The organism is Alteromonas sp. ISO5, from assembly GCF_058105165.1.
On the sequence record NZ_CM176572.1, the window covers coordinates 2,503,050 to 2,528,231 of the forward strand.

The 25,182-nt window shown below is 44.3% G+C and carries 28 protein-coding genes; 26 read left to right on the forward strand and 2 right to left on the reverse strand.

Annotation, left to right across the window (positions count from 1 at the left end; translation table 11 throughout):
• Positions 1–56 precede the first annotated feature (56 nt).
• Positions 57–1,034 (forward strand): elongation factor P--(R)-beta-lysine ligase, encoded by a 978-nt coding sequence (epmA, locus tag AC2T0J_RS11335; RefSeq protein ID WP_489810229.1) that lies wholly within the window; start codon positions 57–59, stop codon positions 1,032–1,034.
• Between the two features lie 5 nt (positions 1,035–1,039).
• Here the strand turns inward: epmA and AC2T0J_RS11340 are convergent, their stop codons facing one another.
• Positions 1,040–1,591: a DsrE family protein gene (locus AC2T0J_RS11340; RefSeq protein ID WP_489810230.1), complete on the reverse strand. Its 552-nt coding sequence runs from the start codon at positions 1,589–1,591 to the stop codon at positions 1,040–1,042.
• Positions 1,592–1,911: 320 nt separating this feature from the next.
• On the opposite strand from AC2T0J_RS11340, the gene AC2T0J_RS11345 reads away from it, so the two are divergent.
• The 19 genes from AC2T0J_RS11345 to rplQ all read left to right on the forward strand — a co-directional run bounded on the left by AC2T0J_RS11345 (position 1,912) and on the right by rplQ (position 14,763).
• On the forward strand, positions 1,912–4,344 hold the full coding sequence (locus tag AC2T0J_RS11345; RefSeq protein ID WP_489810231.1) for a TonB-dependent receptor: 2,433 nt from the start codon (positions 1,912–1,914) through the stop codon (positions 4,342–4,344).
• A 248-nt stretch (positions 4,345–4,592) separates the two neighbouring features.
• The gene (locus tag AC2T0J_RS11350) at positions 4,593–5,978 is read left to right on the forward strand and encodes a DUF4397 domain-containing protein (RefSeq protein ID WP_489810232.1); all 1,386 of its coding nucleotides are present in this window, start codon (positions 4,593–4,595) and stop codon (positions 5,976–5,978) included.
• 270 nt (positions 5,979–6,248) lie between these two features.
• Positions 6,249–6,617: a 50S ribosomal protein L14 gene (gene rplN, locus AC2T0J_RS11355; protein WP_105934286.1), complete on the forward strand. Its 369-nt coding sequence runs from the start codon at positions 6,249–6,251 to the stop codon at positions 6,615–6,617.
• A gap of 12 nt (positions 6,618–6,629) precedes the next feature.
• Positions 6,630–6,944 carry a 50S ribosomal protein L24 gene (rplX, locus tag AC2T0J_RS11360; protein WP_489810233.1) on the forward strand — a complete coding sequence of 105 codons (315 nt, stop codon included), beginning with the start codon at positions 6,630–6,632 and terminating at the stop codon, positions 6,942–6,944.
• Positions 6,945–6,960: 16 nt separating this feature from the next.
• On the forward strand, positions 6,961–7,500 hold the full coding sequence (gene rplE, locus AC2T0J_RS11365) for a 50S ribosomal protein L5 (protein ID WP_105934288.1): 540 nt from the start codon (positions 6,961–6,963) through the stop codon (positions 7,498–7,500).
• Between the two features lie 11 nt (positions 7,501–7,511).
• On the forward strand, positions 7,512–7,817 hold the full coding sequence (rpsN, locus tag AC2T0J_RS11370) for a 30S ribosomal protein S14 (protein WP_070125769.1): 306 nt from the start codon (positions 7,512–7,514) through the stop codon (positions 7,815–7,817).
• A 12-nt stretch (positions 7,818–7,829) separates the two neighbouring features.
• A complete protein-coding gene (rpsH, locus tag AC2T0J_RS11375) occupies positions 7,830–8,222 on the forward strand; it encodes a 30S ribosomal protein S8 (RefSeq protein ID WP_105934289.1) in 393 nt (130 codons plus the stop codon).
• A gap of 13 nt (positions 8,223–8,235) precedes the next feature.
• Entirely contained in the window at positions 8,236–8,769 is a 534-nt protein-coding gene (gene rplF / locus AC2T0J_RS11380) for a 50S ribosomal protein L6 (protein WP_279321295.1), read from the forward strand.
• A 12-nt stretch (positions 8,770–8,781) separates the two neighbouring features.
• On the forward strand, positions 8,782–9,135 hold the full coding sequence (gene rplR, locus AC2T0J_RS11385; protein WP_123324942.1) for a 50S ribosomal protein L18: 354 nt from the start codon (positions 8,782–8,784) through the stop codon (positions 9,133–9,135).
• 9 nt (positions 9,136–9,144) lie between these two features.
• Complete coding sequence (rpsE, locus tag AC2T0J_RS11390) at positions 9,145–9,645, forward strand: 30S ribosomal protein S5 (protein ID WP_489810234.1); 501 nt, start codon at positions 9,145–9,147, stop codon at positions 9,643–9,645.
• Between the two features lie 6 nt (positions 9,646–9,651).
• On the forward strand, positions 9,652–9,831 hold the full coding sequence (gene rpmD, locus AC2T0J_RS11395; RefSeq protein WP_014950907.1) for a 50S ribosomal protein L30: 180 nt from the start codon (positions 9,652–9,654) through the stop codon (positions 9,829–9,831).
• Positions 9,832–9,834: 3 nt separating this feature from the next.
• Complete coding sequence (gene rplO / locus AC2T0J_RS11400) at positions 9,835–10,269, forward strand: 50S ribosomal protein L15 (RefSeq protein ID WP_279321298.1); 435 nt, start codon at positions 9,835–9,837, stop codon at positions 10,267–10,269.
• A 5-nt stretch (positions 10,270–10,274) separates the two neighbouring features.
• The gene (secY, locus tag AC2T0J_RS11405) at positions 10,275–11,594 is read left to right on the forward strand and encodes a preprotein translocase subunit SecY (RefSeq protein WP_487122170.1); all 1,320 of its coding nucleotides are present in this window, start codon (positions 10,275–10,277) and stop codon (positions 11,592–11,594) included.
• Between the two features lie 25 nt (positions 11,595–11,619).
• The gene (rpmJ, locus tag AC2T0J_RS11410; RefSeq protein WP_070176336.1) at positions 11,620–11,736 is read left to right on the forward strand and encodes a 50S ribosomal protein L36; all 117 of its coding nucleotides are present in this window, start codon (positions 11,620–11,622) and stop codon (positions 11,734–11,736) included.
• Positions 11,737–11,901: 165 nt separating this feature from the next.
• On the forward strand, positions 11,902–12,258 hold the full coding sequence (rpsM, locus tag AC2T0J_RS11415; RefSeq protein ID WP_070176335.1) for a 30S ribosomal protein S13: 357 nt from the start codon (positions 11,902–11,904) through the stop codon (positions 12,256–12,258).
• Positions 12,259–12,274: 16 nt separating this feature from the next.
• Positions 12,275–12,667, forward strand: coding sequence for a 30S ribosomal protein S11 (gene rpsK / locus AC2T0J_RS11420; protein ID WP_012519215.1), 393 nt, complete (start codon positions 12,275–12,277; stop codon positions 12,665–12,667).
• Positions 12,668–12,691: 24 nt separating this feature from the next.
• On the forward strand, positions 12,692–13,312 hold the full coding sequence (gene rpsD / locus AC2T0J_RS11425; protein ID WP_489810235.1) for a 30S ribosomal protein S4: 621 nt from the start codon (positions 12,692–12,694) through the stop codon (positions 13,310–13,312).
• 19 nt (positions 13,313–13,331) lie between these two features.
• Positions 13,332–14,321, forward strand: coding sequence for a DNA-directed RNA polymerase subunit alpha (locus AC2T0J_RS11430; RefSeq protein WP_123324765.1), 990 nt, complete (start codon positions 13,332–13,334; stop codon positions 14,319–14,321).
• Positions 14,322–14,361: 40 nt separating this feature from the next.
• Entirely contained in the window at positions 14,362–14,763 is a 402-nt protein-coding gene (rplQ, locus tag AC2T0J_RS11435) for a 50S ribosomal protein L17 (protein ID WP_070176332.1), read from the forward strand.
• A gap of 631 nt (positions 14,764–15,394) precedes the next feature.
• Here rplQ and AC2T0J_RS11440 read toward each other — a convergent pair.
• Complete coding sequence (locus AC2T0J_RS11440) at positions 15,395–15,574, reverse strand: hypothetical protein (protein WP_489810236.1); 180 nt, start codon at positions 15,572–15,574, stop codon at positions 15,395–15,397.
• Between the two features lie 645 nt (positions 15,575–16,219).
• On the opposite strand from AC2T0J_RS11440, the gene AC2T0J_RS11445 reads away from it, so the two are divergent.
• From AC2T0J_RS11445 to AC2T0J_RS11470, 6 genes are read left to right on the forward strand one after another with little or no spacing between them, the layout of a single operon-like run.
• A complete protein-coding gene (locus tag AC2T0J_RS11445) occupies positions 16,220–18,079 on the forward strand; it encodes a hypothetical protein (protein WP_489810237.1) in 1,860 nt (619 codons plus the stop codon).
• 7 nt (positions 18,080–18,086) lie between these two features.
• Positions 18,087–20,276, forward strand: a complete 2,190-nt coding sequence (locus AC2T0J_RS11450; protein WP_489810238.1) for a hypothetical protein — start codon at positions 18,087–18,089, stop codon at positions 20,274–20,276.
• Entirely contained in the window at positions 20,269–21,231 is a 963-nt protein-coding gene (locus AC2T0J_RS11455) for a hypothetical protein (RefSeq protein WP_489810239.1), read from the forward strand. Before AC2T0J_RS11450 ends, AC2T0J_RS11455 begins: the two co-directional genes overlap by 8 nt.
• Positions 21,224–23,251, forward strand: coding sequence for an exostosin domain-containing protein (locus AC2T0J_RS11460; RefSeq protein ID WP_489810240.1), 2,028 nt, complete (start codon positions 21,224–21,226; stop codon positions 23,249–23,251). The genes AC2T0J_RS11455 and AC2T0J_RS11460 overlap by 8 nt, the downstream gene beginning before the upstream one ends.
• Before the next feature lie 2 nt (positions 23,252–23,253).
• Entirely contained in the window at positions 23,254–24,231 is a 978-nt protein-coding gene (locus tag AC2T0J_RS11465; RefSeq protein ID WP_489810241.1) for an SGNH/GDSL hydrolase family protein, read from the forward strand.
• A complete protein-coding gene (locus AC2T0J_RS11470; protein ID WP_489810242.1) occupies positions 24,221–25,180 on the forward strand; it encodes a glycosyltransferase in 960 nt (319 codons plus the stop codon). The genes AC2T0J_RS11465 and AC2T0J_RS11470 overlap by 11 nt, the downstream gene beginning before the upstream one ends.
• Positions 25,181–25,182 lie beyond the last annotated feature (2 nt).

Here is a 25,182-nt window from a genome sequence, read left to right on the forward strand (position 1 = left end):
CCCCTTCACTGCGTACCTTCCGGCCGGACAGGTACGCAGATTTACCAGCGTACCCTATGACAACTCCAGACAACTGGCGGCCCACCGCCTCATTACAAGCCCTGCGTGAACGCGCTCAACTCTATGCAGCCATTCGCCGTTTTTTCACCGAACGTGAGGTGTTGGAAGTCGATACACCAGTGTTATCTCACGGTACCGTCACCGATGTTTTTATTGATGGCTTTTCCACAAATTTCGCCTACAGCGACAGCGGCCATAATGAAACACTGTATTTACAGACATCGCCCGAATTCGCTTTAAAACGCTTACTCGCCAGCTACCAGACATCCATTTACCAGATGTCAAAAGCGTTTCGCCATGAGGGCTTCGGCCGTTTACATAACCCCGAATTTACCATGCTGGAATGGTATCGGGTTGGGCTTAATCACCATGAGTTGATGGATGAAATAAGTGACCTGCTTAAAGCCCTTATTGGCGTGCAGCACACCGAGCGCATGACCTATCAACAGGCCTTTCAAAAGTACCTGAAGCTTGACCCGTTAAGCGATAGTACCCAGCGTATTGCAGAAGTTTTTAACGATTGTAATATCGATCTCAGTGATGAATATCCCATTGATCATGATGGCATGCTGCAGTTGTTGTTTAGTTATGAAATTGAGCCCAAGATTGGCCTGCAGTTTCCCTGTTTTATTTATGACTACCCGGCCTCGCAGTCGTCACTGGCAAAACTTAACCGCGATGATCCGCGGGTAGCCGATCGTTTCGAACTCTATTTTAAAGGCACCGAGCTGGCGAACGGATTTCATGAGTTGCAGGATGCATCGGAGCAGCGCAAACGCTTTGAGCACGACAACCGTTTGCGCCGCACCTTCCGGTTGGAGGAAAAACCCCTCGACGAACGCTTCCTTGGCGCGTTAGAGGGGGGGTTACCTGCTTGTGCAGGTGTGGCCATGGGCATTGACCGTATTTTAATGCTCAAACATGGCTACACACACATCGAGCAGGTGCTGGCGTTTCCGGTTAATCGCGCTTGACTACTTTAAAAGGGATTTAAGGTATAGCCCTGCTGTTGCAGCAGTGCATGAGCACTCATAGCAGATAGTGCCACTTCTACTCCGGGCAGAAAAGCATCATTAGCATAGCCATGGCCCGCGGCAGACTGACCGCACACAATCACCCGAACCTGATGCGCCATCAGCGCATTTAATAACGGTCTATTGGCATTTTTTACTCCCTGTTTTTGTTGGTAGGCAGCGTCAGCGAGTAAATCCAGTGTGGCACTGCCGTGCACCACCAACGCCAGTTGAATATTTTCAACGGGTACACCGCTGGCTACATGCATATTAATGAATCGGGCAAGACTGTCGAACTGACGGTTTAACTCACCCGGCTCAGCCCCTTTTGCGACATCGAAAGCCACTTTAAATTGCGTGTCGGCGTTAAACTTAACTCCCTTAACCTGCACCTTTTTGCCATAGTCCTGAAACACCGGTCCTGCGCTAAATTCAGCGGCAGAACAGACGCTGGCAACCAAAATGCAGCTTAAGATAAGCCTCGAAATACACAATGAAACCGACTGACGAATACTCATGTTTTCTCCATAGATAAAAATACTGAATCGATAGTGCTGTTATTTTCACCATAACGGAATACACCAAATGGATACAGTACTTAAATAACAACAGCCAAAACCTTAACCTAAACCACAAAAAAATCACTCGGTTATCAAAAGGATTATTTTTATTGGTTTAAAATGAAAGTAAGTGCTTACATTAACTGGCTTGGGAATGTTTGCTCAGCGACCATTTGCGTAATTTCGTCGGTAACCGGCGCTTGACGAAATCGTAGTAGAAGAGGTAATGTTATATTGTAACATTAACCCTTATCGACAGATTCAAGGTCAAACTAAAAATGAAAAGACAAACCGTAATTGGTGCTGCAGTTTTTATGGCATTAACCGCCCAGGCCGCCTCGGCAACCACAGTAAAGGGTAAAGTAACTAATGAAGCGGGTGAGCCTGTCGCTGGCGCTGAAGTGCGTATAGAAGGCTCCAAGCAGGTCACTTCTACTGATGCTCAGGGTAACTATGAATTTACTGGCGTACAGTTACCCCATGTGCACCTGCATGTTTATTCTCCCGATTATGTGCATGGTGATAACGACCTTGGTGATATTAATAGTGACCAGGTAGCAGACTTTGTCCTGACTCCTGTATCCATTGAAAACATAGTGGTTACTGCCAGTGTACTGGGGTCTTCGGTACTGGAATCGGTCACACCGGTGTCGGTTATCGATGAATACAAACTGCGAAAAATTCAGGCTGAAACCTTGGGGGAAACGTTAAAGAATACGCCCGGAGTACACAGTACTTACTTTGGCCCGGTGGCTAGTAGCCCGGTGATCCGCGGAAACGATGGTCCACGGGTAAAAATCGTGCAGAATGGCCTGGATGTATCAGACGTATCGCGTATCGGCCCGGATCACAACGTGGCAGCAAACAGTACCAGCGCCACTCAGGTTGAGGTGCTGCGCGGCCCGGCGACGCTGCAATACGGTAGTGGTGCTATCGGTGGGGTAGTGAACGTGGTAGACAATCGTATCCCCCGCGAAGTGCCGGCCGGGATAGAAGGGGATGTGGAGGCCAACTACGCTACGGTTAACGATGGCAAGTTCGGCCGCTTCAATCTGACCGGTGGACAAAACAATATCGCTTTTCATGTGGATGGTTTTAAACGTAAAACTGACAACGCGGATATTCCGGGTTACGCATCGGTAATGCCCGATGAAGACGAGCAGCCGGGTACCCTGGAAAGCAGCGCAATGGATACCACCAATGTAACCGCTGGTTTGTCTTTGGTAGACGAAGAAGGGTACTTTGGTTTCTCGGTGGAAAAACTCGACAATTTTTACGGCGTGCCAGGCCATCACCATCATCATGAAGAAGAGCATGATGAGGCTGAGGGTGAAGCGCATGACGAACACGACCATGAGGAAGAAGGCGGTACCAACCTCGACGTGGATATGACCCGGTATCAGGCCGCCGGTGAGTGGTATTCACCGTTTAAAGGCATCAGCTCACTTAAGTTTGGCGCTGCGTACACCGATTATGAGCACGTAGAGATTGAAGACGACCAGGTGGGAACTCGCTTTACTAACCAGGGCAGCGATATCCGACTGGCAGCAACTCATACAGACATTGATGCCTGGCACGGCGTGTTTGGTTTGCAATACCACAACAGTGATTACGCTGCTGAAGGTGATGAGGCCTATACGCCACCAACAGAAACCGAAAGCATGGCGTTGTTTTTGGTTGAGCAGAAGAAATTTGGTTCCCTGATCCTTGAGTTGGGCGGACGCCTGGAGCGTACTACCTACAACGCTGACACGGTAGATTTTGAACTCGAAGTTGCAGAACACGAAGAAGACCACCATGACGAAGATGGTCATGAAGAAGAGCATGACCATGCGCTCGAGTTTAACTTCGATGAGTACGCCTTCACCAGTAGCTCGCTTTCCGCAGGTGTTAACTGGGAATACACCCCGGGCTACTCTGTAGCCCTTACGCTGTCTCGTAATGAGCGCGCCCCCAGCCAGCAAGAGTTATTCTCTGCCGGTCAGCATCTGGCTACGCAAACCTTCGAGGTGGGCCTGGTTTATGATATGGATGAAGACGGTGAGGTGTCTGAAACGCTTCGTGATGTGAAAGAAGAAGTGAGCAACAACATCGACCTCACCCTCCGGAAGTTCAGTGGCGACAGCGGTTACACACTCTCGTTCTTCTATAATCAGGCTGATGACTATATTTATCAGAGTGCCACCGAGCTGACTGCACTGGCGCACGACCACGAGGAAGCAGTTCACGACGAGTCTGAAGAACACGAAGATCATGCTGAAGAGGGGACTCCGGTTTATTACTTTAACCAGGACGATGCCACTATCTACGGTATGGAAGCTGAAGGCTTTGTTGATCTTAATGTTAACTGGCGTCTAAGCGTGTTTGGCGACTACATTCGCGCCAAAATCGACGCCGATAACCTGCCACGTATTCCGCCTTTACGGTTGGGCTCCACCATCAGTTATGAAGGTGAAGCGCTAAGCTCAGAACTATCGGTAGTGTGGTATGACGATCAGACTAAAACCACCGTGTATGAAACCCCGACAGAGGGGTACACGCTGGTGAATGCCTCGGTAGATTATCGCTTGTCTGATACCCAGGACTGGACGGTATATGTAAGAGCCAATAACCTGTTTGATGAAGAAGCCCGGGTGCATACTTCATTTTTGAAAGATCAGGCGCCATTGCCCGGTCGTAACTTTACGGTAGGAACGCGATTGCGTTTTTAAGATTTTGTCTGACATTATTCCCATACCTTGGCGGCATTTATGCCGCCTTTTTTGTCTGCGACTTTTAGCTTTTAGTTCTCTTTTTAGTCTTTGATTTGTAACTAAATGTAATGATGTGTAAAGAGTTGTACCGGTAAAGAACCAAACCAGAAAAAGAGCGTCTGTTGAGGGTGGCAATGCGTTTTTGTTTTGCCGCTCATCCGGTTAAACGGGAAAACACATATATTATCTAAGGACAATCTTTGACTATGAAAACTTCCGTATTCTATGGTTACATTCGCTTTGCGTGCCTGTTGTATTTGATCTCTATTTTAGGTGCATGTGGCGGCTCAGGCGGCTCTGACGACAGTGATTACAATGAAGCGTATCTGCAGTTTTATAATGGCTCCCCCAATGGCGCTACGGTCTATATAAAAGAACTGGATGGTAGCAATTTGGGCAGCGCGCAATTTGGCGATAGCAGTGCCCTGATAGGCCTGGAGAAAGGAGAAATTGAACTGGAGTTTTATCGCTACGATGCTGACGACAAGCAGGTTGTCATCGATACCCTTAGCGTGGATCTTAAAGAGTCCCATAAAACCATGGTGTTTTTAAGTGGCGATTTTTCTGACCCAGTGTTTACGACCGAGCAATTTAAGCGGGAGACGCTGGAAGACCACTTCAGGCTTATGGCAATGTCGGTCATGCTTGATGACACCAAACAGTATGACCTCTACATGAGTGACGCCGGAGACCCGTTCGAAGCGGCGAACATGCTGGGCACGATTGTGCCGGGGAAGCTGACTGAATATGAATACTGGGATGGCGATGCCGACAGCGACGATTTTAATGAAGATGAATATACGATTTATCTCACCGAGCCAGGTTCAACTGAGGTTGTTTTTGAATCGCCGACAATCAATTTTGAATATGCGACTGAATACGTCTTAGTGACGCGGGACATCTCCGGTGCGATTCAAAATGGCATGATAGTAGACATGGTACTTAACTCGTCAGCGGTCAGCAGCATTACGGATGTTGACGCATCTTCGCAATACCGTATATACAACAGTGTCCAAAGCGATTCGCCGGTTACCGTGAAACTGGTTGGCGACAACGCAGATGAGGCTATTAGTGTTACCCTGGCAGCTGGTGAAGTTAGTGAATTTACAGAGATAGAGTATGGTGATTATAGCATTGAGGCCTCGCTCCCTGATAACAGTTTGGCTGCGTTAACCAATAAATTAATCACATTGAACCAAAGTGAGAGTAAAGCAATTGTACTGCATGAGGAAAACAATGCTTTAGCGACAGTGACGTTTGTTGAAAGCGCTTTATCTCAGGCATACGATAAAACAATTAATTTTGTAAACCTGGTCGATGCGTACAACGACGTAGACTTTTATCTTGTACGTCAGGATGAAACCATTGATACGGCTCAATTTACGGCAAAGTTCGTAGAGTATTTAGAAACCGAAACCATTGTCGTACCCGGTGACTATTACGAAATCATCGCTATCCATGAAGATAACAATGATGAGCGTTATCTGCTTTATAGGTTAGCGTTATATGGTTTTAACGAGGAATCGAACTACATTGTTACCCTCGAAGACGCCGAAAATAGCGGTGGCTTTAAGGTTACTGTCATCGATTAAGCAATAATTGTTGATACCCCGCCAGTAAAAACAGGCCGTAAGCCCTGCTTTTACTGGCATTAGTGGCGGTATTCGGTTAACTTAGCTGGCGCTACTAAATAAATCCCCAATTAGTCAAAAATAATTCAAATTCCCGCTACACTCCCTCCATCTTTTCTGTTATTATTTCGCGCCCTTTTTAGCGGGGTATGGTTTAAAAATGGTCAAAAAGATCGTTTTTAACGCAATCGGAGACTCGAGAGAGTCATAATTAACAGCGGAGCATTAATCATGATCCAAATGCAAACTAACCTGGATGTTGCCGACAACAGCGGCGCTCGCAGGGTTCAGTGTATTAAGGTTCTTGGTGGCTCGCATCGCCGTTATGCAGGTATCGGTGACATCATCAAAGTTACTGTTAAGGAAGCAATTCCTCGCGGTAAAGTAAAAAAAGGTGATGTTCTGAACGCAGTGGTGGTGCGTACTAGAAAAGGCATTCGTCGTGCAGATGGTTCTACCATCCGTTTCGATAGTAATGCGGCTGTTTTGCTTAATGCAAACAAGCAACCAATTGGTACGCGTATCTTTGGACCGGTAACCCGTGAGCTGAGAAGTGATAACTTCATGAAGATCATCTCACTGGCCCCAGAGGTACTATAAGGAGTCACGATAATGGCTAATAAAATTCGTCGTGATGATGAAGTAGTCGTATTAGCGGGTAAAGATAAAGGCAAGCAAGGCAAAGTCGTGCGTGTCCTGAACTCTGATGACCGTGTAGTCGTTGAAGGTGTAAATCTTGTCAAGAAACACCAAAAGCCTAACCCACAACTGGGTGAAGCTGGCGGTATCATTGAAAAAGAAGCATCCATTCACGTTTCTAATGTTGCGGTAGTTAACCCGGCCACGGGTAAAGCTGATCGCGTTGGTTTCCGTACTGAAGACGGTAAGAAAGTTCGTTTCTTTAAGTCTAACGGCGAACTCGTTTAATTTATTGGAGAGTACGATGGCGAAACTGCATGATTTCTATAAAGAAACAGTAGTAGCTGAACTTGCGAAGCAGTTCGGATACAAAAGCGTCATGCAAGTCCCTCGGATTGAAAAAATCACTCTAAACATGGGTTTAGGTGAAGCAGTTGCTGACAAGAAAGTTCTTGAGCACGCGACAGCAGATATGACTGCTATCGCTGGCCAAAAGCCAATTGTTACAGTTGCACGTAAATCAGTAGCGGGTTTTAAAATCCGTGAAGGTTATCCGATTGGCTGTAAAGTAACCCTGCGCGGCGAGCGCATGTGGGAATTCTTAGAGCGCTTAATTTCGATTGCAATTCCACGTATCCGTGACTTCCGTGGTCTGAACGCTAAGTCGTTCGACGGACGTGGTAACTACAGCATGGGTGTACGCGAGCAAATTATCTTCCCTGAAATCGATTTCGATAAGGTAGATAAAGTTCGTGGTATGGATATCACCATCACTACCAGTGCTGGCACTGACGAAGAAGCGCGCGCATTACTTAGTGCGTTCAACTTCCCATTCAGAAAATAAGGTGTAGGGTTATGGCAAAAGAATCAATGAAGGCCCGTGAAGTAAAGCGTGCAAAGCTTGTTGCTAAGTATGCTGAAAAACGTGCTGCGCTTAAAGCGATTATCAGCGATGTTAACGCCTCTGAAGAAGAGCGTTGGGATGCTGTATTGAAGCTACAACAACTACCACGTGATAGCGCCAAATCTCGTCAGCAAAACCGCTGCCGTGTTACTGGTCGTCCACATGGTTTCCTACGTAAGTTCGGTCTGAGCCGTATCAAGTTGCGTGAAGCAGCGATGCGCGGTGAAGTCCCTGGCTTGAAAAAAGCCAGCTGGTAAGGAGTAGCTGATATGAGCATGCAAGATCCTATCGCGGATATGTTTACCCGCATCCGTAACGGCCAGATGGCACAGAAAGTTTCTGTACTTATGCCTTCTTCTAAGCAACGTGTAGCAATTGCTGGCGTACTTAAAGCTGAAGGTTATATTACTGACTTCGCTGTATCTGGTGACGTTAAGCCTGTTTTAGAAGTGACCCTTAAGTACTTCGAAGGCAAGCAAGTAATCGACACAATTGAACGTGTAAGCCGTCCTGGTCTGCGCATCTATAAGAAAAAAGATGAGTTGCCAAAAGTAATGGGTGGTTTAGGTGTTGCTATCGTGTCAACTTCTAAAGGTGTGATGACTGACCGTGCTGCGCGTAAAGCAGGCATGGGCGGTGAGATCATCGGTTATGTAGCGTAACGGAGGAGTTGAAATGTCACGTGTAGCAAAGGCCCCTGTTGACCTCGCCTCTGGTGTAGAGATTTCGATCTCAGGTCAAGAAGTCACAATCAAAGGTAAAAATGGTACATTGACCCGCGTGTTTAACGACGCAGTTGAAGTAGTACAGGAAGAGAACCAGGTTAAGGCGTTACCTCGTGAAGGTTTCCCTGATGCATGGGCTCAGGCTGGTACTGTTCGCGCACTGTTAAACTCAATGGTTCAAGGTGTATCGCAAGGTTTTGAGAAAAAACTGCAGCTGTTAGGTGTTGGTTATCGTGCGCAGGCACAAGGTAACAAACTGAATCTGACTCTGGGTTTCTCTCATCCTGTAGCATATGAAATGCCGGCAGGTATTACAGTTGAAACTCCGACCCAAACTGAAATCGTCGTGAAAGGCGCCGATAAGCAGGTAGTTGGTCAGGTTGCGGCGAACATTCGCGCGTACCGTCCACCAGAGCCTTACAAAGGTAAAGGTGTTCGTTATGCAGACGAGCATGTGCGTCGTAAAGAAGCTAAGAAAAAGTAGGTGGGTGATACGATGGATAAGAAAGCAGCACGCTTGCGTCGCGCAACTCGCGCACGCGCTAAAATTCGTGAACTGGCCGCGCATCGCTTGGTGATTAACCGTACACCTCGCCACATCTATGCTCAGTTAATCGCTCCTAGCGGTGCTGAAGTATTGGCGGCGGCTTCTACGGTTGAAAAAGATCTGGCTAAAGATCTGAAATCAACTGGCAACGCTGAAGCAGCGGCTTTAGTAGGTAAAGCAATCGCAGAACGCGCTATCGAAAAAGGCATCAAAGATGTTGCTTTCGATCGTAGCGGTTTCAAATACCACGGTCGCGTTAAAGCATTAGCTGATGCAGCTCGCGAAGCTGGCCTTCAGTTCTAGGAGTTAATAATGGCTAAACAAGAAGTTCAAACAGGTGAACTGTTAGAAAAATTGATTGCTGTTAACCGCGTATCTAAAGTGGTTAAAGGTGGTCGTATCTTCAGTTTCACTGCATTGACAGTAGTTGGTGACGGCAATGGCCGTGTTGGTTTTGGTTACGGTAAAGCACGTGAAGTGCCAGCCGCTATCCAAAAAGCGATGGAAAAAGCCCGTCGTAACATGGTTAACGTGGACCTGAATGGTCACACGCTGCAGCACCCTATTAAAGGTCGTCACTCTGGCTCGAAAGTTTACATGCAGCCTGCATCAGAAGGTACCGGTATCATCGCCGGTGGTGCGATGCGTGCAGTACTTGAAGTAGCTGGTGTGCAGAACGTACTTTCAAAATGTTACGGCTCTACAAACCCAATCAACGTTGTTCGTGCAACCGTTAACGCGCTGACCGAGATGAACTCGCCAGCCGGTATCGCTGCTAAACGTGGATTGTCTGTAGATGAAATTTTGGGGTAATCAGACATGGCAACGATTAAAGTAAAGCAAACTAAAAGTGCAATTGGCCGTCTGCCAAAGCACAAAGCGACGCTTAAAGGTTTAGGCCTGCGTAAAATCAACCATGTTCGTGAACTCGAAGATACCCCTGCCGTACGTGGCATGATCAACCGTGTATATTACATGGTTGAGATCGTGGAGGAGTAAGACATGCGTTTAAATACAATTTCTCCTGCCGAAGGATCAAAGACAAGCGCTAAGCGTGTTGGTCGTGGTATCGGTTCTGGTCTTGGTAAAACTGGTGGTCGTGGTCATAAAGGCCAAACCAGCCGTTCTGGCGGTTCTATCAAGCCAGGCTTCGAAGGTGGTCAGATGCCTATTCAGCGCCGTCTGCCTAAGTTCGGTTTCACTTCTCGTAAGAGCTTTGTATCCGATCAGGTTACACTGACTGAAATCGCTAAGGTCGAAGGTGACACAGTAACGGTAGACACTTTAAAAGCAGCAGGTCTGATTAAGAAAGACGTGCTGTTCGTTAAAGTACTTAAGAGCGGTGAAGTATCACGCGCTGTTACTGTTAGCGGGTTGAAGGTTACTAAAGGTGCCAAAGAGGCGATTGAAGCTGCTGGCGGTAAAGTAGAGGAATAAGCTAAATGGCGAAACCAGGATTGGATTCGGGCGCAAAAAGCGGCTTGAGTGAGCTTAAAGCAAGGTTGTTGTTCGTACTTGGTGCGATTGTAGTATTCCGGTTGGGTTCATATGTGCCTATTCCTGGTATCGATGCTGCAGTATTGTCGCAACTGTTCGAGCAACAAAAAGGTACTATCGTAGAGATGTTCAACATGTTCTCCGGTGGTGCGCTTGAGCGTGCATCAGTTCTGGCTTTGGGGATTATGCCTTACATTACTGCATCGATTATTATGCAGCTGCTCTCTGTTGTGCATCCGCCAATGGTTGAGTTGAAAAAAGAAGGTGAAGCAGGCAGACGTAAAATTAGTCAGTATACGCGTTATTTAACGCTGGTATTGGCAACGTTCCAGTCTATCGGTATTGCTACCGGCCTGCCTAACCTGATTAGTGGTTTGGTGATTAATCCTGGCTTCGGATTTTACTTTACAGCGGTAGTAAGCCTGGTCACCGGGACAATGTTCCTGATGTGGCTGGGTGAGCAAATTACCGAGCGAGGTATCGGTAACGGTATCTCTATTTTGATATTTGCTGGTATTGTTGCCGGTCTGCCAACAGCGATAGGTCAGACCGCGGAACAAGCAAGACAGGGCGACATCAATATGTTGTTGTTACTGTTGATTGGCGCCATTGTAGTAGGCTTAACGTATCTGGTAGTGTTTGTAGAACGCGCCCAGCGTCGTATTGTGGTAAACTATGCAAAACGTCAGCAAGGCCGTAAGGTTTACGCTGCTCAGAGCACACACTTACCACTAAAAGTAAACATGGCCGGGGTAATCCCACCAATCTTTGCTTCCAGTATCATTCTGTTCCCTGGTACCATAGCGGGCTGGTTTGGACAAAATGAATCAATGGCCTGGTTACAGGACGTAGCATTATTGCTATCGCCCGGTCAGCCGTTGTACGTGATGTTATATGCAGTAGCGATTATCTTCTTCTGTTTCTTCTATACTGCGCTGGTATTTAACCCGCGCGATACAGCAGACAACCTGAAGAAATCCGGTGCATTCATTCCTGGCATCCGCCCGGGTGAACAAACCTCACGTTATATCGATAAGGTAATGACTCGCCTGACACTTGCTGGCGCTTTGTATATAACCTTTATTTGTTTAGTGCCCGAGTTCATGTTGATTGCGTGGAACGTGCCTTTCTACTTCGGTGGAACGTCACTGTTGATTATCGTAGTCGTTATCATGGACTTTATGGCACAGGTGCAGACCCATCTGATGTCCAGTCAGTATGAGTCTGTTCTGAAGAAAGCGAATCTTAAAGGCTACGGCCGCTAAGATAAGCCTACTACGGAGTGATGTAATGAAAGTTCGTGCATCAGTTAAAACGATTTGCCGTAACTGCAAAATCATCAAGCGCAACGGCGTTGTGCGTGTGATTTGTAGTTCTGACCCTAAGCACAAGCAGCGTCAGGGCTAATCACCATAACGGTGAGTAATTTGTTAAACCTGTAAGCAGAGCCTGACATCAGGTTCTGCTTTCGGCGCAGATAAGTTAATCACCTTTTATTTGCAATTTGTTCGACGGGTAAGTATCCTATCGGGCTTTTTAGGCCGTCGACTATAATTAAGAGGAGTGCTGTTAATGGCCCGTATCGCTGGCATTAACATTCCTGAGCACAAGCACGCTGTGATCGCCCTTCAGGCAATCTTCGGCGTTGGTCCTACACGTGCGAAAAGCATTTGTGCAGGCGCTGGTGTTGCAGAAGATACAAAAATCAAAGAGCTTGATGAAGCTACAATCGAGAAGCTTCGTGAACAAGTGGCGTTATTCACCGTAGAAGGTGACTTACGTCGTGAAGTTTCTATGAGCATCAAACGTTTGATGGACCTGGGTTGCTTCCGTGGTATTCGCCACCGTCGTAGCTTGCCTCTACGTGGTCAGCGCACTAAAACCAATGCGCGTACCCGTAAAGGTCCTCGTAAGCCAATTAAGAAGTAAACGGGGAGTATAAGTTATGGCAAAAGCACCAGCTCGTAGCACGCGTAAGCGCGCTAAACGTCAGGTTGCAGACGGTATGGCTCATATCCATGCGTCTTTCAATAACACAATTGTGACTATCACAGATCGTTCAGGCAACGCACTTGCATGGGCAACTTCTGGTGGTTCAGGTTTCCGTGGTTCACGTAAATCTACCCCATTTGCTGCACAGGTAGCTGCTGAGCGTGCCGGCGTAGCCGCGCAAGAATACGGTCTGAAAAACCTTGAAGTATTCGTTAAAGGTCCAGGTCCAGGCCGTGAGTCTGCGATCCGTGCCCTGAACGCTACAGGTTACAAGATCACAAACATTACCGATGTGACGCCTATCCCTCACAACGGTTGTCGTCCACCGAAAAAACGTCGCGTTTAATCGACGGACAGTTGGAGAAAGAACATGGCAAGATATTTGGGTCCAAAACTCAAGCTTAGCCGCCGTGAAGGAACAGACCTGTTCCTGAAAAGCGGCGTTCGCGCAATCGATTCTAAATGTAAAATCGACACTGCGCCTGGTCAGCACGGTGCCCGTCGTGGTCGTCTGTCTGACTACGGTGTGCAGCTGCGTGAAAAGCAAAAAGTCCGTCGTATGTACGGCATTTTAGAAAAGCAATTCCGTAACTACTATAAAGAAGCCGCTCGTCTGAAAGGCAACACTGGTGAAAACCTGTTGCAACTTCTTGAGCAGCGTCTTGATAACGTAGTTTATCGTATGGGATTTGCCAGTACTCGTGCAGAAGCACGTCAGCTGGTTAGCCATAAAGCTATTTTAGTAAATGGTAAAGTGGTAAACATTCCATCGTTTAACGTTACTGCCGAAGACGTGGTTTCTGTTCGTGAAAAAGCTAAAAAGCAAGCGCGTATCGCGGCTGCTTTGGAACTGGCTGAACAGCGTGAGAAGCCAACCTGGATTGAAGTAGACAGCAACAAAATGGAAGGTACGTTCAAGCGTGTTCCTGAAAGAACTGACTTGTCTGCCGAAATTAACGAACAGTTGATCGTCGAACTTTACTCTAAGTAAAGCTAACTAAAGAGGAAGCATTGTGGGTTCTGTGACTGAATTCCTTAAACCGAGATTAGTTGAGATCGAAAACGTTTCTCCTACTCGTGCCAAAGTAACTTTGGAACCCCTGGAGCGTGGTTTTGGCCACACTTTAGGTAACGCCTTACGTCGCATCTTACTGTCATCCATGCCTGGATGTGCGGTAACTGAAGTTGAGATCGACGGCGTCCTTCACGAGTACAGCACCAAAGAAGGTGTTCAAGAAGATGTAATCGAGATCTTGTTGAACCTTAAAGGTTTGGCGGTACGCTTAGAAGGCAAAAACGAAGCGACTCTGACTCTGGTGAAATCTGGCGCTGGCCCTGTTGTAGCTGGTGACATCCAGCATGATGGTGACGTAGAAATCGTAAACCCTGAGCACGTAGTTTGTACTTTAACTGGCGAAGCTGAAATCAGCATGCGCATCAAAGTAGAAATGGGTCGTGGTTACGTTCCAGCGTCAACTCGTCGTTCCTCTGAAGAAGATGATCGCCCAATTGGTCGTTTATTAGTAGATGCATCATACAGCCCAGTAGAGCGTATTGCTTACACCGTAGAATCTGCGCGTGTTGAACAGCGTACCGACCTGGACAAACTGATCATTGATATGGAAACGAATGGTACTTTAGATCCTGAAGAAGCCATCCGTCGTAGCGCAACCATTCTGGCTGAACAGCTGGATGCCTTTGTTGAACTGCGTGATATCTCTGAGCCAGTGCAGAAAGAAGAGAAACCAGAGTTCGATCCTATTCTGCTGCGTCCGGTTGATGACCTGGAATTAACAGTACGTTCTGCTAACTGTCTGAAAGCAGAAGCTATCCAGTATATTGGTGACCTGGTTCAGCGTACCGAAGTTGAGTTACTTAAAACTCCAAACTTAGGTAAGAAATCGCTAACTGAGATCAAAGATGTTCTCGCTTCACGCGGACTTTCTCTGGGCATGCGCCTGGAAAACTGGCCGCCTGAGAGCATCGCTGAAAAAGATTAATCAGGTTTAAAAGAAACTGATTTTTTAGAAGGATAAAACTATGCGCCATCGTAAGAGTGGTCGTCAGTTGAATCGCAACAGCAGCCATCGTCAAGCTATGTTTAAAAACATGGCCGGTTCTTTGGTCAAGCACGAAGTGATCAAAACGACGTTACCAAAAGCGAAAGAATTACGTCGCGTAATTGAGCCTCTTATCACTCTGGCTAAGCAAGACAGCGTTGCAAATCGTCGTCTGGCAATGGCCCGCACTGGTGATAAAGAAGTAGTAGGTAAACTGTTCAACGAGCTTGGTCCTCGTTACGAAACTCGCCCAGGCGGCTACCTTCGCATTTTGAAATGCGGATTCCGTGCTGGCGACAACGCGCCTATGGCCTACGTTGAGTTAGTTGACCGCCCGGTTGTAGAAGCTGAAGAAGAAGCAGTTGAAGCAACTGAAGAGTAAGCAATTACTCGATAACGGCTAAGCACACGCTTAACCGATTCGATTAAAAAACCCGCCAGCGGCGGGTTTTTTGTTTAACGGCCTTTACTTGAAGAACAATCATACTTTTATTTATGACTCTTGTGTCAGTTGAATTTTATCTATTAAGTGAACAATGATGGGGAAAAACAGTCCGGCCAGACAGGATGCAATTATATCTAGCCAGTCGAAGTAACCCAGTTTGAAAAAAGGTTGGATGCATTCATAAATTGATGCACCAAGCGCCGTTGCTATTGCAATAGAACAGGAGTTTGCCGAAACATCCCGATAGTAAAAGTAAAACATTGCGCACAACGGACCCCAAAAGCTCACTGAGGATCCGCCAACGCCAAAATCATGAATTTGATTATTTAGAATGAATGACCTGTAGCAAGTCTGAAAAAATAAACAAGCTATAATCGAGGCTATAGCTAGAAAAAGGTATAGTGCATGTCTTTGTGAATGTGCGGTCTTCATTTCTATTCATCTTGATCAGTCTCAGTTTTGTGAAAAGCCTCACTGCAATCGACTGCATTTTGGTTTCGGCCTTATTTTGCTGTAATGTCATAGTAACGGGCAATGGTATCGCCATTATAGCTATCTTAGTAACCAATTATTTGCCACGTTGCATATTACCGCCAGTAGTCTCACCGTATTCCGTATTTGAAAGCTCTTCGTAAGCGGCTTTAATCCCTTCGTAAACAATACCGCCGACTACGATATTAACGACATAAACCAAAATAGGGTTCCCACCTGTTACGGCTTTCTGTTCGGCTATACTTAACTCATACATTGCATTCTCCTAATGATCGTTGAGATTAAACTCTATTGTGAAACTAAAGGACAAACTACTGTACTAAGAATTAATGCGCTGTTCCCCTTTTGGGTTTTGTATGTAACGCAAAAATGAAATACACAGTTGTAAACAATACTTTGGTTCTATGTTTTAATTACACAGACAAACTGGGAAAGCTGCATGGCTTAACGAGGACAAATTTGTCTCTATTCGTAGTATAAGACATCATGCCTAAAACCATTGTGGTAGCGATGGCAGATACCCAACCCTGCCGAGAAATGTAGCCTTAAAACCTTTCTGATTTTAGTTTAAAGCGCAAAGTGATGGATGAAGTTGAATGCAAGGCTCAAAATCAAAGAATCCCAGGTTATGATGTTGGTATTGTCCTGAAGAAATGCAAAGGAATGCTGAAGGTGATAGAGTACAGTAAATTTTCAAATGTTGTTCAGGATAAAGCCGCTATGAAAATAAATCGAGTTAATACACTATCCATTTAACAAGCAATTTTTTAAACAGCTACTGAGCAATAGCCATTGTTTTCATAAAGCATTTAACAGTAAAACAGACAAAAGCAGCTAAACTATCTTGATAGATATTTAGAATCAGTATTAATTCCGCATTAATGGTTTTGTAGAGTAACCAATGACAGTTCTTTTAACACTTTCTAATACGCCGGTTTGGCAATCGGTTGTTGCCAATAGTAACTTCCCCAAAATTAAGTACGTTTCTGGTTCCCAAATCACTGAACAGAAAATATGTGTCGAAGACTCAGTTAGTGTTGCTGACCTGCAAGATTTGATTGCTTTAAGGTCAGATATTGTTCTTTGTTATGAATCACCGGATGAAAGCCTTGCTGATGCCTTTTCAAGAAATCAATGTGTTGATGAAACAATAGAATATTACGTTTCGCTCTATGCTGAATTATTAAATATTCATCGCAAGTCACGCCGCAAACTGTCATTAATCAATTTAAGCCAGATTACAGGTAGTGGAGTTGATAGGGCTCTACTAAGGGAAAAGCTGGGACTTACCTGTGATATTGCAGTCTCAGAGAGAATTGAAATAACAGGTGTGGATAGGTTGATCGCCCTGAAAGCAATAGAGCAGCACGAAGAATTGGAAGCGCTTTGCCAATCTTTGCAAGCAAGTAGCATTGTTGGAGCAGCCAATAAAAGGCAATTTGATATATCGCTGCTTGTGAAGCACGAATTTACACAAAACGAATATAAGGACAGATTGGAAAAATCGAATCAGGCACTTCAACTTGATTATGAAAATTGTAAGGTGGCGCTGGATGATTTAATTAAAGAGCAGGAGTTGCTCCGCGACACTGTTGTCGAGTTACAGGATAGGCTGGAAGCTGACATACAACGTTTCAATGAACTTCAGGAACAGTTACTACGGGTTCAAGATGAAGCTCATAAATCAGCTGTACAAAATGCGGATCTATTAGCGGAGAGACAGGTTCTCCAAGACAACCTGAGTACTTTCCAAATAGAGTTAGAATCGAAACAACAACGATTAATTGAGCAGGATGAGCACATCGCTGCGATACAACATGATCTTGAATTGTTGGTGTCAGAAAATGGAGAGTTGCAAGCCGAAAGAGCATTAATTGTTAAAACGGTATTGTCATTACAAGATGAATTGCAGTTAAAACAATCTTTAGCTGCAGAGCTTGAACAATCCCTACGAAATACGAAAGTGAAGGAATCGAAAGTACGGCAGTCATTCGAACATCAATTATCAGAAAGTCACGCAGAGAAGGAGTTACTTGAGGCCAGGGTGAATATACTCGCGAGCGAATCAATAAAATTAGAAAGCGCGATAGAAGATATTAAGAACTTAAAGCATGAACTTGAAGAAACTCATTCAGCAAAATTATTCAATGAAGATAAAGTCAATGAGTTACTCCCGGTATTAGAGAAGTCCAGCGCAGAATTGAGCAAACTAAAGAAAGAATTAACCAGGCTGAAAGATGAAAAGGCGCAGATTAAAACGAAAAGTCTTGGGGATAACAAGCGCTTAAAACGTGAAATAACTCAGTTGGAAAGTAAGTACGAGAAGATAATGAGGGAATTACTCAGTACTACCGACAAGCTACAACATGCTGAGTATGAACTGAACAACATTAAATCCTCGGCGACCTGGAAGTTAGGGGCACCTGCTCGGGCAGTGTCTAAAAAGCTGAGGAAAGAAGATAAAGATAATGAAATACTCAAGCAGAATATTGGGGTGTTATATACCAGTGAATTATTCGATGTAGATTGGTATCTTGGATCTTATCCGGATATTAAAGAAGCAGGAATAGATCCAGCCCAACATTACCTTGTTCACGGAGCAAAAGAAGGTCGTTTGCCCTGCGCGGCATTTGATGGCGATTGGTACTTGCGTCAAAATCCTGATGTTGCAGAGTCTGGCATGAATCCTTTGATTCATTACATAAAATACGGAATGGCAGAAGGTCGCGTGGTTTCTCCAAAGTTATTGAAAAAGGATTAGTGCGTAAATGAAACCAATTTTATTCTGGCTAGGCGCTGGCAAGGCCGCATCCATCGCAATAGATCCTAATAGCTACGAGAAAGTTATCCTGGTAGAGGCTCTACCAAACCTTTGCGATAAATTAAGAACAAAGTACCAATCTGTCGAGCATGTAGAAATCATCAACGCATGCCTTGCAATAGAAAGCTCGGCCACTGTTAAACAGTTTAATGTTTTCAATGTTAATGAGTTTTCATCTTTTAAAACACCCACGGGTCTTAAAGAGCTTTTTCCAGGTTTGCAAATAACCAAAACCTTCGAATTTGAAGTCTCAGGGCTCAATACAATACTGGGAAGTTTACGGCCCGATATAGATTATGAGTTGATAATCGATTTACCTGACATCGCTGGTGAGATTATAGAAACATTATCCTCGCAAGAGCTTATCCACTATTTCAATAAAATTATGATTACCTGTGGTACAACGTCGTTGTATGAAGGTGCCCATAATTATGCGCAGATCGCGAGTGTGTTAGAAAAACAATTCTTCGAAGAATCATCGATAGACGATTCAGACCCTGATATTTTGGTAGTAAGTGCTGTTTATGACCACAAGGCCAAAATGCTGGCCTCGCTGGAAGAAGAGTCAATTAAGCTCAAGCAAATGCTTGATGAAGAAAAGCAAAAAAGTGAATTGCTGGCGGATGAGCGGGAACAGTTTAAAGGGCAGTCAGAAACCCTTTTAAAAGAAAACGAAAAATTAAAAAAGCAATGCGAATTATCATCACTACAAAACAGAGACTTAAACCAGCAACTTTCCGCTAAAGTGAGTGGTTTAAAGGTATCCGCCCAAAAGCTTGATGCGATTACCGCACAACTGGATACATTAAACGCTGAGCTGGCTGATAAAAACGAATTAAATAAAAGTCTCGAAATTGAAGTTGCTAGTCTGACGTCAGATTTAGATGAACAACGTTCTGTTATTACTGCATTCCGCGCAAATTGTCAGGAGTTGAGCGATGCGGTTGAGCTTAAAACAGAGTGCATTCGCGCTGCTGAAAATAAGATTCAGGCACTGGAAGAATCCTTAGAGCAACATGCACTGGATAAAGCAGAATTAGAAGAATTAATGTCTGCTAAGCAGAGAGACATTGAAAAGTATATAGAACAAGTCGAACAAGCCAAGGAAGCTAAACAGCGCGATGATGAGGCCAGGATCAAGTTAGAAGAAAGCCTAGCTCAAATTAAAGCCGAAAGCGAAACGTCCGCACAGCAGTGGTCGCAAACCTTACAAGAAACGCAGGAAAGCCTGACGCGAACCCAGGAAGAGTTAGCAGGTTTACGACAAGACAAACAGGCGGAAGAAGCAGCGCGTAGCCAGTTAGAAGAAAGCCTTGCGAAAATTAAAAACGAAAGCGAAACGTCTGAACAGCCTTGGGCGCAAACATTACAAGAAACGCAGGCAAGCCTGACCCGTGCTCAACAGGAGTTAGAGCGTATGCGACAAGACAAACAGGCGGAAGAAGCAGCGCGTAGTCAGTTAGAAGAAAGCCTGGCTCAAGTTAAAGCCGAAAGCGAAACGTCCGCACAGCAGTGGTCGCAAACCTTACAAGAAATGCAGGAAAGCCTGACGCGAACCCAGGAAGAGTTAGCAGGTTTACGGCAAGACAAACAGGCGGAAGAGGCAGTGCGTAGCCAGTTACAAGAAAGCCTGGCTCAAATTAAAGCCGAAAGCGAAACATCCGCACAGCAGTGGTCGAAAACATTACAAGAAACGCAGGAAAGCCTGACGCGAACCCAGGAAGAGTTAGTAGGTTTACGACAAGACAAACAGGCGGAAGAAGCAGCGCGTAGCCAGTTAGAAGAAAGCCTGGCTCAAATTAAACAAGAAAAACAAGAAGCTGAAGAACGTTTTCAATCGCTTAAAGGCAAATACAAAGCACTTGAACAATTTAATGAGGCGCTAAAACGAAAAGCCGATGAAAGTAATAAGTTAAGTATTCAACACAGTGCCACGTTGGAGTTAACGACTAAGCAAAATATGAAGCTACACATTGACCTTGATAATTTAAGGGTAAAGTATGCGGAAAAGTTAGAAAGCGAAACATCCTTAAAGGAATTGATTGCTGAGTTGCACGAGAAACTTCAGCAAGCTGCCAATTTTTATCGGAAATTAGAAAGTAGCAATCCGGAGCTGTTAGGCGGAAATAGTGAATAATATTCAAAAGGATTTTGTAACGCTTCATAATGAATTAGCAGAAGCGTTAGCGTTAATAGAAAAAACAGGGGGTCACAAGTCTTTTAACGCTGATCCGGGTGAAATTCAGGTAAGCGAAACGCAAAGTTTGTTAGACCGATGCAAGCAGGTTGTGGCTAAAGCCTATGCAAAACCACAATTGCGCATTATTCATCATTTGGCATGTAGCGGCGGTACGTTAGTTTCTAAATGTCTTGCCGCATTACCTAATATTTACCTGTTAAGTGAACTGCATCCCACTACAACGCTGCACCAAGGTGGGGGTAAACCCAAGTTTTTGCCCGCAGATGTCACCACACAGGCCAGATACGCACATGTGCCATATATAGACACCCTGGCATGGAAACTATTTAAATCTAATATCATTCAAACCTATGACCATATTGCGCAATATTCGGGAACGCTAATTCTAAGGGAACATACCCATTCCGATTTTTGTGTTGGCGAAGATTTCAGCGATCATTCTGCCGTTGCGCGGGCGTTATCTGATGATTTTGATTTGCTTAGAGCGGTAACATTAAGAGATCCTATCGATTCCTATATTTCCCTGGTTAAGAATAACTGGGTGCACTTTTCACCCGGCACGTTCGATGAATATTGCAAAAGGGTGTGGATATTCTTATCTGAGTACGACGATAGCCAGGTTTTTCGTTACGAAGACTTTGTAGAGAACCCAAAAGACGTTATGGTAGCAATTGCCGCGTTACTTAACATTATTTACGACGAGAGCTTTATCGATACATTTAGCATTTTTCAGGTAACGGGTGACAGCGGGCGCTCAGGCGATATAATTGCCCCGCGAGCAAGGAGAGAGCTTACAAACGAAGAACAAGAAGAATTTGAAAATTCTCAATATTACAAATTAATTGCGGACAGATTTAACTATAACTCATTGGAGAAGAAGCAGAGTGATTAGTGTGTTTTTCCCTTATTATCAGTGCGGAGATGCTGATAGACAGAAGGAAATTGATTTATGCCTCCGGCAAAATGCTGACAATCCGCATATAGATAAACTGGTTGTTGTAATTGATGACGGTTGTGATGTGCCATTTACTACAATCAACATGACTGTTCTGCATGTTGATAGGCGCATGACTTATAAATACTGGATAGAGCTTACGCAATTGAGTTGCAGCCATGGCATTTCAGTACTCTGTAATTCTGACATCTACTTTGATGATTCCATTATTAAACTTAAAGACGTACTTGCCAGGGGAAAATCGTTCTTAGCGTTATCCCGATGGGAGCTGTTAAGCGGCGAAACCGAAAAGCATCCTAACCCTCACTGGTCGCAGGATACCTGGGCGATGAATGTGGGTGAGAAACTCTCTGCCAGTTTCATGCACCAGTTAGAATTTCCCATGGGTGTTCCTCGTTGTGACAACAAAATTGCGTACTTGTTTGCGGTGCATGGTTGGTCGGTACATAACCCGGTAGATTTTATTAAAAGTATTCATGCCCACGAAACGCAAATGCGCACCTACAATAAAAAGATCGATGAGCGTATTATGGGGGGAGTGGCCTATGTTCTCCCCGGAGAGGCCATCGATACGCCGGCGAGTTTAGATTTTGACGTGTGGGTAAGAGAGTCCGGCAGTAAAATTAATGCTGTGAAGATTAATAAAACGCTTGAGCGGTGGAGAAAAGAGGCTGCGGATACAGGCCTCCCGCATACCCTAACAGAGCTGGCCTTAGAGCCGGTTAAACAAGTGAAAGCGGCCGAGCTTCTGGAAGCGATGAGAAATGGCACGTCCACGAACATCAAAGCCCCTAACTTCAAGCAAATTGAATACAACAACCGGGTTTACTTTAACAACCTGTTTGCTTTCCAGTACCGAATATCGGTAGATGCTCAAGCTTATACAAATAACAAAACTTATTACAATGTAGCAGGCTTAATACCACCCGTGTTAAGCACGTATGTTGATGAGATTGGGTTGAAGCCATCTAACTCTAGCGACATCAACTTTTGGCAATATCCGTGTGCAACAGAAAAACAAGCATACGAAAATCACTTAAGCATCAAGCCCGGCGATCACATTGATATAACGCATAAGTTAGTGCACATATATATACCTTTACCCTGGGCAACCTATGTAGATAAGAAGCTCTTTCCAGAGTCTTATTTATTACGTCTTAAAAGCTTGATTAAGCAGTATAAAGAGATTGCAGAAACTAATGGGTTTAAGCTGTTAGTTCACAGTGTTTGTCAGCATATCCACTGGATAAGAATGCTTGAAAAGGCAGAATGGCTTGGCATTACGGATTTCTATCTTTCCCATAAAGATTCCAAAAGCGACGCCATTCAGCAAGAAGTGGGAACAAACCTGAACCTGCATGGCTGGACGCTTATTGCGGTAAATTATGAAGCCCCAGAAAGAAGTGAAGGCATGGAGCGCAAGCCGATGGCGGAGCGAAACCTTCTTGCTTCCTTTATTGGTGCCCACATGAAGCACTACCGAGACGACAGCCGTATAAAACTGTTTGAAGCCGCCAAAGCCTGTGGCAGAGATGATGTGTTTGTAGACCTGGGTAATGAATGGCATTTCAATAAAGTGGTGTACGAAGAACAGGTACTCAACCGGGAAATTGCCGCACACCATATCGACGAACATCATGAGCGAACGTTCAGATACAATACTATACTTTCTGACTCCAAGTTCTCACTCTGCCCAGAAGGTGCTGGCCCTAATACTTTGCGTTTTTGGGAATCGATAGCGGTGGGCAGTATTCCTGTAATATTTTCTGATGATTTGGCAATATTCAAGGAGTCAGATTATGGCAAAGAAATATTGGAATGTTGTGTTATTTGGAAAGGGCAAATTGATAACTCTATCTTCCAATTTCTTGCTTCGATATCTAAGCGAGATATAGAAATGCGCACTTCAAAGTTAACTAGGTTATACTCGAAAATATCTGGAATAAAGACCAAATAAATATGAAAATCGTTATTTTCGGAGCTAGTGTGACAGCTCAAAAAGGGGCTACCGGCTATATTGAACAACTATCAAAGCTTGTTGGCGATCAAGTAGAAATCGTAAGATTGCCCTTCGGTGCTAGCCATCTTCAGTATGCAGGTTTGGCCATGATTCAAAAAGTTCTGAATGAGAAACCTGATTACTGTATTCTGGATTGGGTTACTCCCTCTACAAAGAGTTTTCCCGAAGGTATAGTTGAAAGAATCAATAATATTTTACTCGTAAACAGGATTACTCCTATATGGGTTTTATTCCCAAGGACTGATGACACTAATGCTAGCAGGGAGTGTTGTCAACAAGTCCTAGCAACACAATCTGATTTTGTCAAAGTATTCAATTTTCAAAAATCTGAATACCGCGAGTCTGATTTATCGTTAATTCTTCGAGATGTCGTGCATACAAATCTCGAGGGGGCAGAAAGATACGCTAGTTTTGTATACCAAATTATCAAAGAAAGTTGTATGAATGAAAGTCTAATCGAAAGCTTTCCCATAAAGTCGATAATGGTGCCTAAGCTAATTACTTGCGAGGGACAGCTTTCACAAAGCCTCTCCCTAACTGTTTCTTTTAAAGTGTTAGAAGAATGTAATATTGCTCTTTTCTGTTTGGCGAGTATCGGACCTGCTTCACCGGTTATAGAATTGCAACTTATAAGCAGTGGCAAGGTAATACAAAGTCAACTAAGAAATGTTGTAGACCCATGGTGCTACTATGAGCGAATAATGTTGTTAAGCCTACCAAGCTTAAAACAAGTTTCTAAAGGGAATTACAGTTTGCGAATTCTAATGAGCGCAGCAGATCCATTTGAAACAATAGAAACGTTAAAGCAAATTCCTGAAGAACAAAAAATAGACAATCATTGTGATAGATTTTTGAATATAACGGAGCTGGCCATAGATGGCGCAGTGGAAATAGAGGAATATCAATATGGCTTATAAGCCCACATACACTTGGCCAAATCCAGCTTTTCCATTCAGAGTGTATTATGATGGGCCAGAATGCAGGGTATTTATCATTGAGAATATACAGCATAATTGGAATTGGTTGTCTGAATATCATAACAAAATCAGAAGTAATGATTTCTTCTTTGTCTATTGCGGTTGGTATCATAGTGAAAACTTCGCAAAAGAAGCTGATGTTATTTTTACAGAATTGAAATTAAACAAAGATAGCTTCTTTATTATGTTTAATTCTGAAAAGGAAATGAGCAACTTTTTACCTTATGGATTTAAAGGTGATGTGATTAACCACAATGCTTGGCTAGATGAAAATTTAGTCATGAAGGTACAACCAAATATCGCAAAAGATTACGATGCAATTTACATTGCTAGACTTAGTGCTTTTAAACGGCATGAACTAGCTAAAAAAGTTCCTAACCTGGCTCTTGTGGCTGGTATAAATCATGGCAACCCAATCAACGACAATTTACCCCCTCATATTTATAAAAACGATGTACCGCTGTCACCTGATGAGGTTTGTATGAAGATTAACCAATCCAAGTGTGGACTGCTGCTGTCGGCTGTCGAAGGTGCCTGCTTTTCATCGAGCGAATATTTGCTTTGTGGTATCCCAGTTGTATCTACAATCTGTGAAGGTGGAAGAGACGTCTGGTATAACCAATATAACTCTATAAGAGTGGAACCTAACGAGGATGATATTGCAGAGGCTGTGAAGTTCTTCATCGAAAATCCTAGAGATCCTTATAAAATTAGAAATGATCATATTTCACTCGCTCAAGTTTTTCGAAACAGATTTATTGATGAGTTGGGACGTATTTTTTATCAAAACGGTGTTTTAATCGACCCTAGGAAATACTTCGAAGAGAATTATTATCATAAGCTAAGAAAATCTTATCGTCCAAATTTTAATGATATTTTTTCTTGCTGAAA

What these genes read in the sequence shown, in the direction of transcription:
- AC2T0J_RS11340 (WP_489810230.1), bottom strand. Translation starts at nt 1,591, where the DNA reads ATGAGTATTCGTCAGTCGGTTTCATTGTGTATTTCGAGGCTTATCTTA.
- rplF (WP_279321295.1), top strand. Translation starts at nt 8,236, where the DNA reads ATGTCACGTGTAGCAAAGGCCCCTGTTGACCTCGCCTCTGGTGTAGAG.
- rplE (WP_105934288.1), top strand. Translation starts at nt 6,961, where the DNA reads ATGGCGAAACTGCATGATTTCTATAAAGAAACAGTAGTAGCTGAACTT.
- rpsD (WP_489810235.1), top strand. Translation starts at nt 12,692, where the DNA reads ATGGCAAGATATTTGGGTCCAAAACTCAAGCTTAGCCGCCGTGAAGGA.
- rpsH (WP_105934289.1), top strand. Translation starts at nt 7,830, where the DNA reads ATGAGCATGCAAGATCCTATCGCGGATATGTTTACCCGCATCCGTAAC.
- rpsN (WP_070125769.1), top strand. Translation starts at nt 7,512, where the DNA reads ATGGCAAAAGAATCAATGAAGGCCCGTGAAGTAAAGCGTGCAAAGCTT.
- rplO (WP_279321298.1), top strand. Translation starts at nt 9,835, where the DNA reads ATGCGTTTAAATACAATTTCTCCTGCCGAAGGATCAAAGACAAGCGCT.
- AC2T0J_RS11445 (WP_489810237.1), top strand. Translation starts at nt 16,220, where the DNA reads ATGACAGTTCTTTTAACACTTTCTAATACGCCGGTTTGGCAATCGGTT.
- rplN (WP_105934286.1), top strand. Translation starts at nt 6,249, where the DNA reads ATGATCCAAATGCAAACTAACCTGGATGTTGCCGACAACAGCGGCGCT.
- AC2T0J_RS11470 (WP_489810242.1), top strand. Translation starts at nt 24,221, where the DNA reads ATGGCTTATAAGCCCACATACACTTGGCCAAATCCAGCTTTTCCATTC.
- rpmJ (WP_070176336.1), top strand. Translation starts at nt 11,620, where the DNA reads ATGAAAGTTCGTGCATCAGTTAAAACGATTTGCCGTAACTGCAAAATC.
- rplQ (WP_070176332.1), top strand. Translation starts at nt 14,362, where the DNA reads ATGCGCCATCGTAAGAGTGGTCGTCAGTTGAATCGCAACAGCAGCCAT.
- rpsK (WP_012519215.1), top strand. Translation starts at nt 12,275, where the DNA reads ATGGCAAAAGCACCAGCTCGTAGCACGCGTAAGCGCGCTAAACGTCAG.
- AC2T0J_RS11450 (WP_489810238.1), top strand. Translation starts at nt 18,087, where the DNA reads ATGAAACCAATTTTATTCTGGCTAGGCGCTGGCAAGGCCGCATCCATC.
- rpmD (WP_014950907.1), top strand. Translation starts at nt 9,652, where the DNA reads ATGGCAACGATTAAAGTAAAGCAAACTAAAAGTGCAATTGGCCGTCTG.
- AC2T0J_RS11440 (WP_489810236.1), bottom strand. Translation starts at nt 15,574, where the DNA reads ATGTATGAGTTAAGTATAGCCGAACAGAAAGCCGTAACAGGTGGGAAC.
- rpsE (WP_489810234.1), top strand. Translation starts at nt 9,145, where the DNA reads ATGGCTAAACAAGAAGTTCAAACAGGTGAACTGTTAGAAAAATTGATT.
- rplX (WP_489810233.1), top strand. Translation starts at nt 6,630, where the DNA reads ATGGCTAATAAAATTCGTCGTGATGATGAAGTAGTCGTATTAGCGGGT.
- AC2T0J_RS11345 (WP_489810231.1), top strand. Translation starts at nt 1,912, where the DNA reads ATGAAAAGACAAACCGTAATTGGTGCTGCAGTTTTTATGGCATTAACC.
- AC2T0J_RS11465 (WP_489810241.1), top strand. Translation starts at nt 23,254, where the DNA reads ATGAAAATCGTTATTTTCGGAGCTAGTGTGACAGCTCAAAAAGGGGCT.
- AC2T0J_RS11350 (WP_489810232.1), top strand. Translation starts at nt 4,593, where the DNA reads ATGAAAACTTCCGTATTCTATGGTTACATTCGCTTTGCGTGCCTGTTG.
- rplR (WP_123324942.1), top strand. Translation starts at nt 8,782, where the DNA reads ATGGATAAGAAAGCAGCACGCTTGCGTCGCGCAACTCGCGCACGCGCT.
- rpsM (WP_070176335.1), top strand. Translation starts at nt 11,902, where the DNA reads ATGGCCCGTATCGCTGGCATTAACATTCCTGAGCACAAGCACGCTGTG.
- secY (WP_487122170.1), top strand. Translation starts at nt 10,275, where the DNA reads ATGGCGAAACCAGGATTGGATTCGGGCGCAAAAAGCGGCTTGAGTGAG.
- epmA (WP_489810229.1), top strand. Translation starts at nt 57, where the DNA reads ATGACAACTCCAGACAACTGGCGGCCCACCGCCTCATTACAAGCCCTG.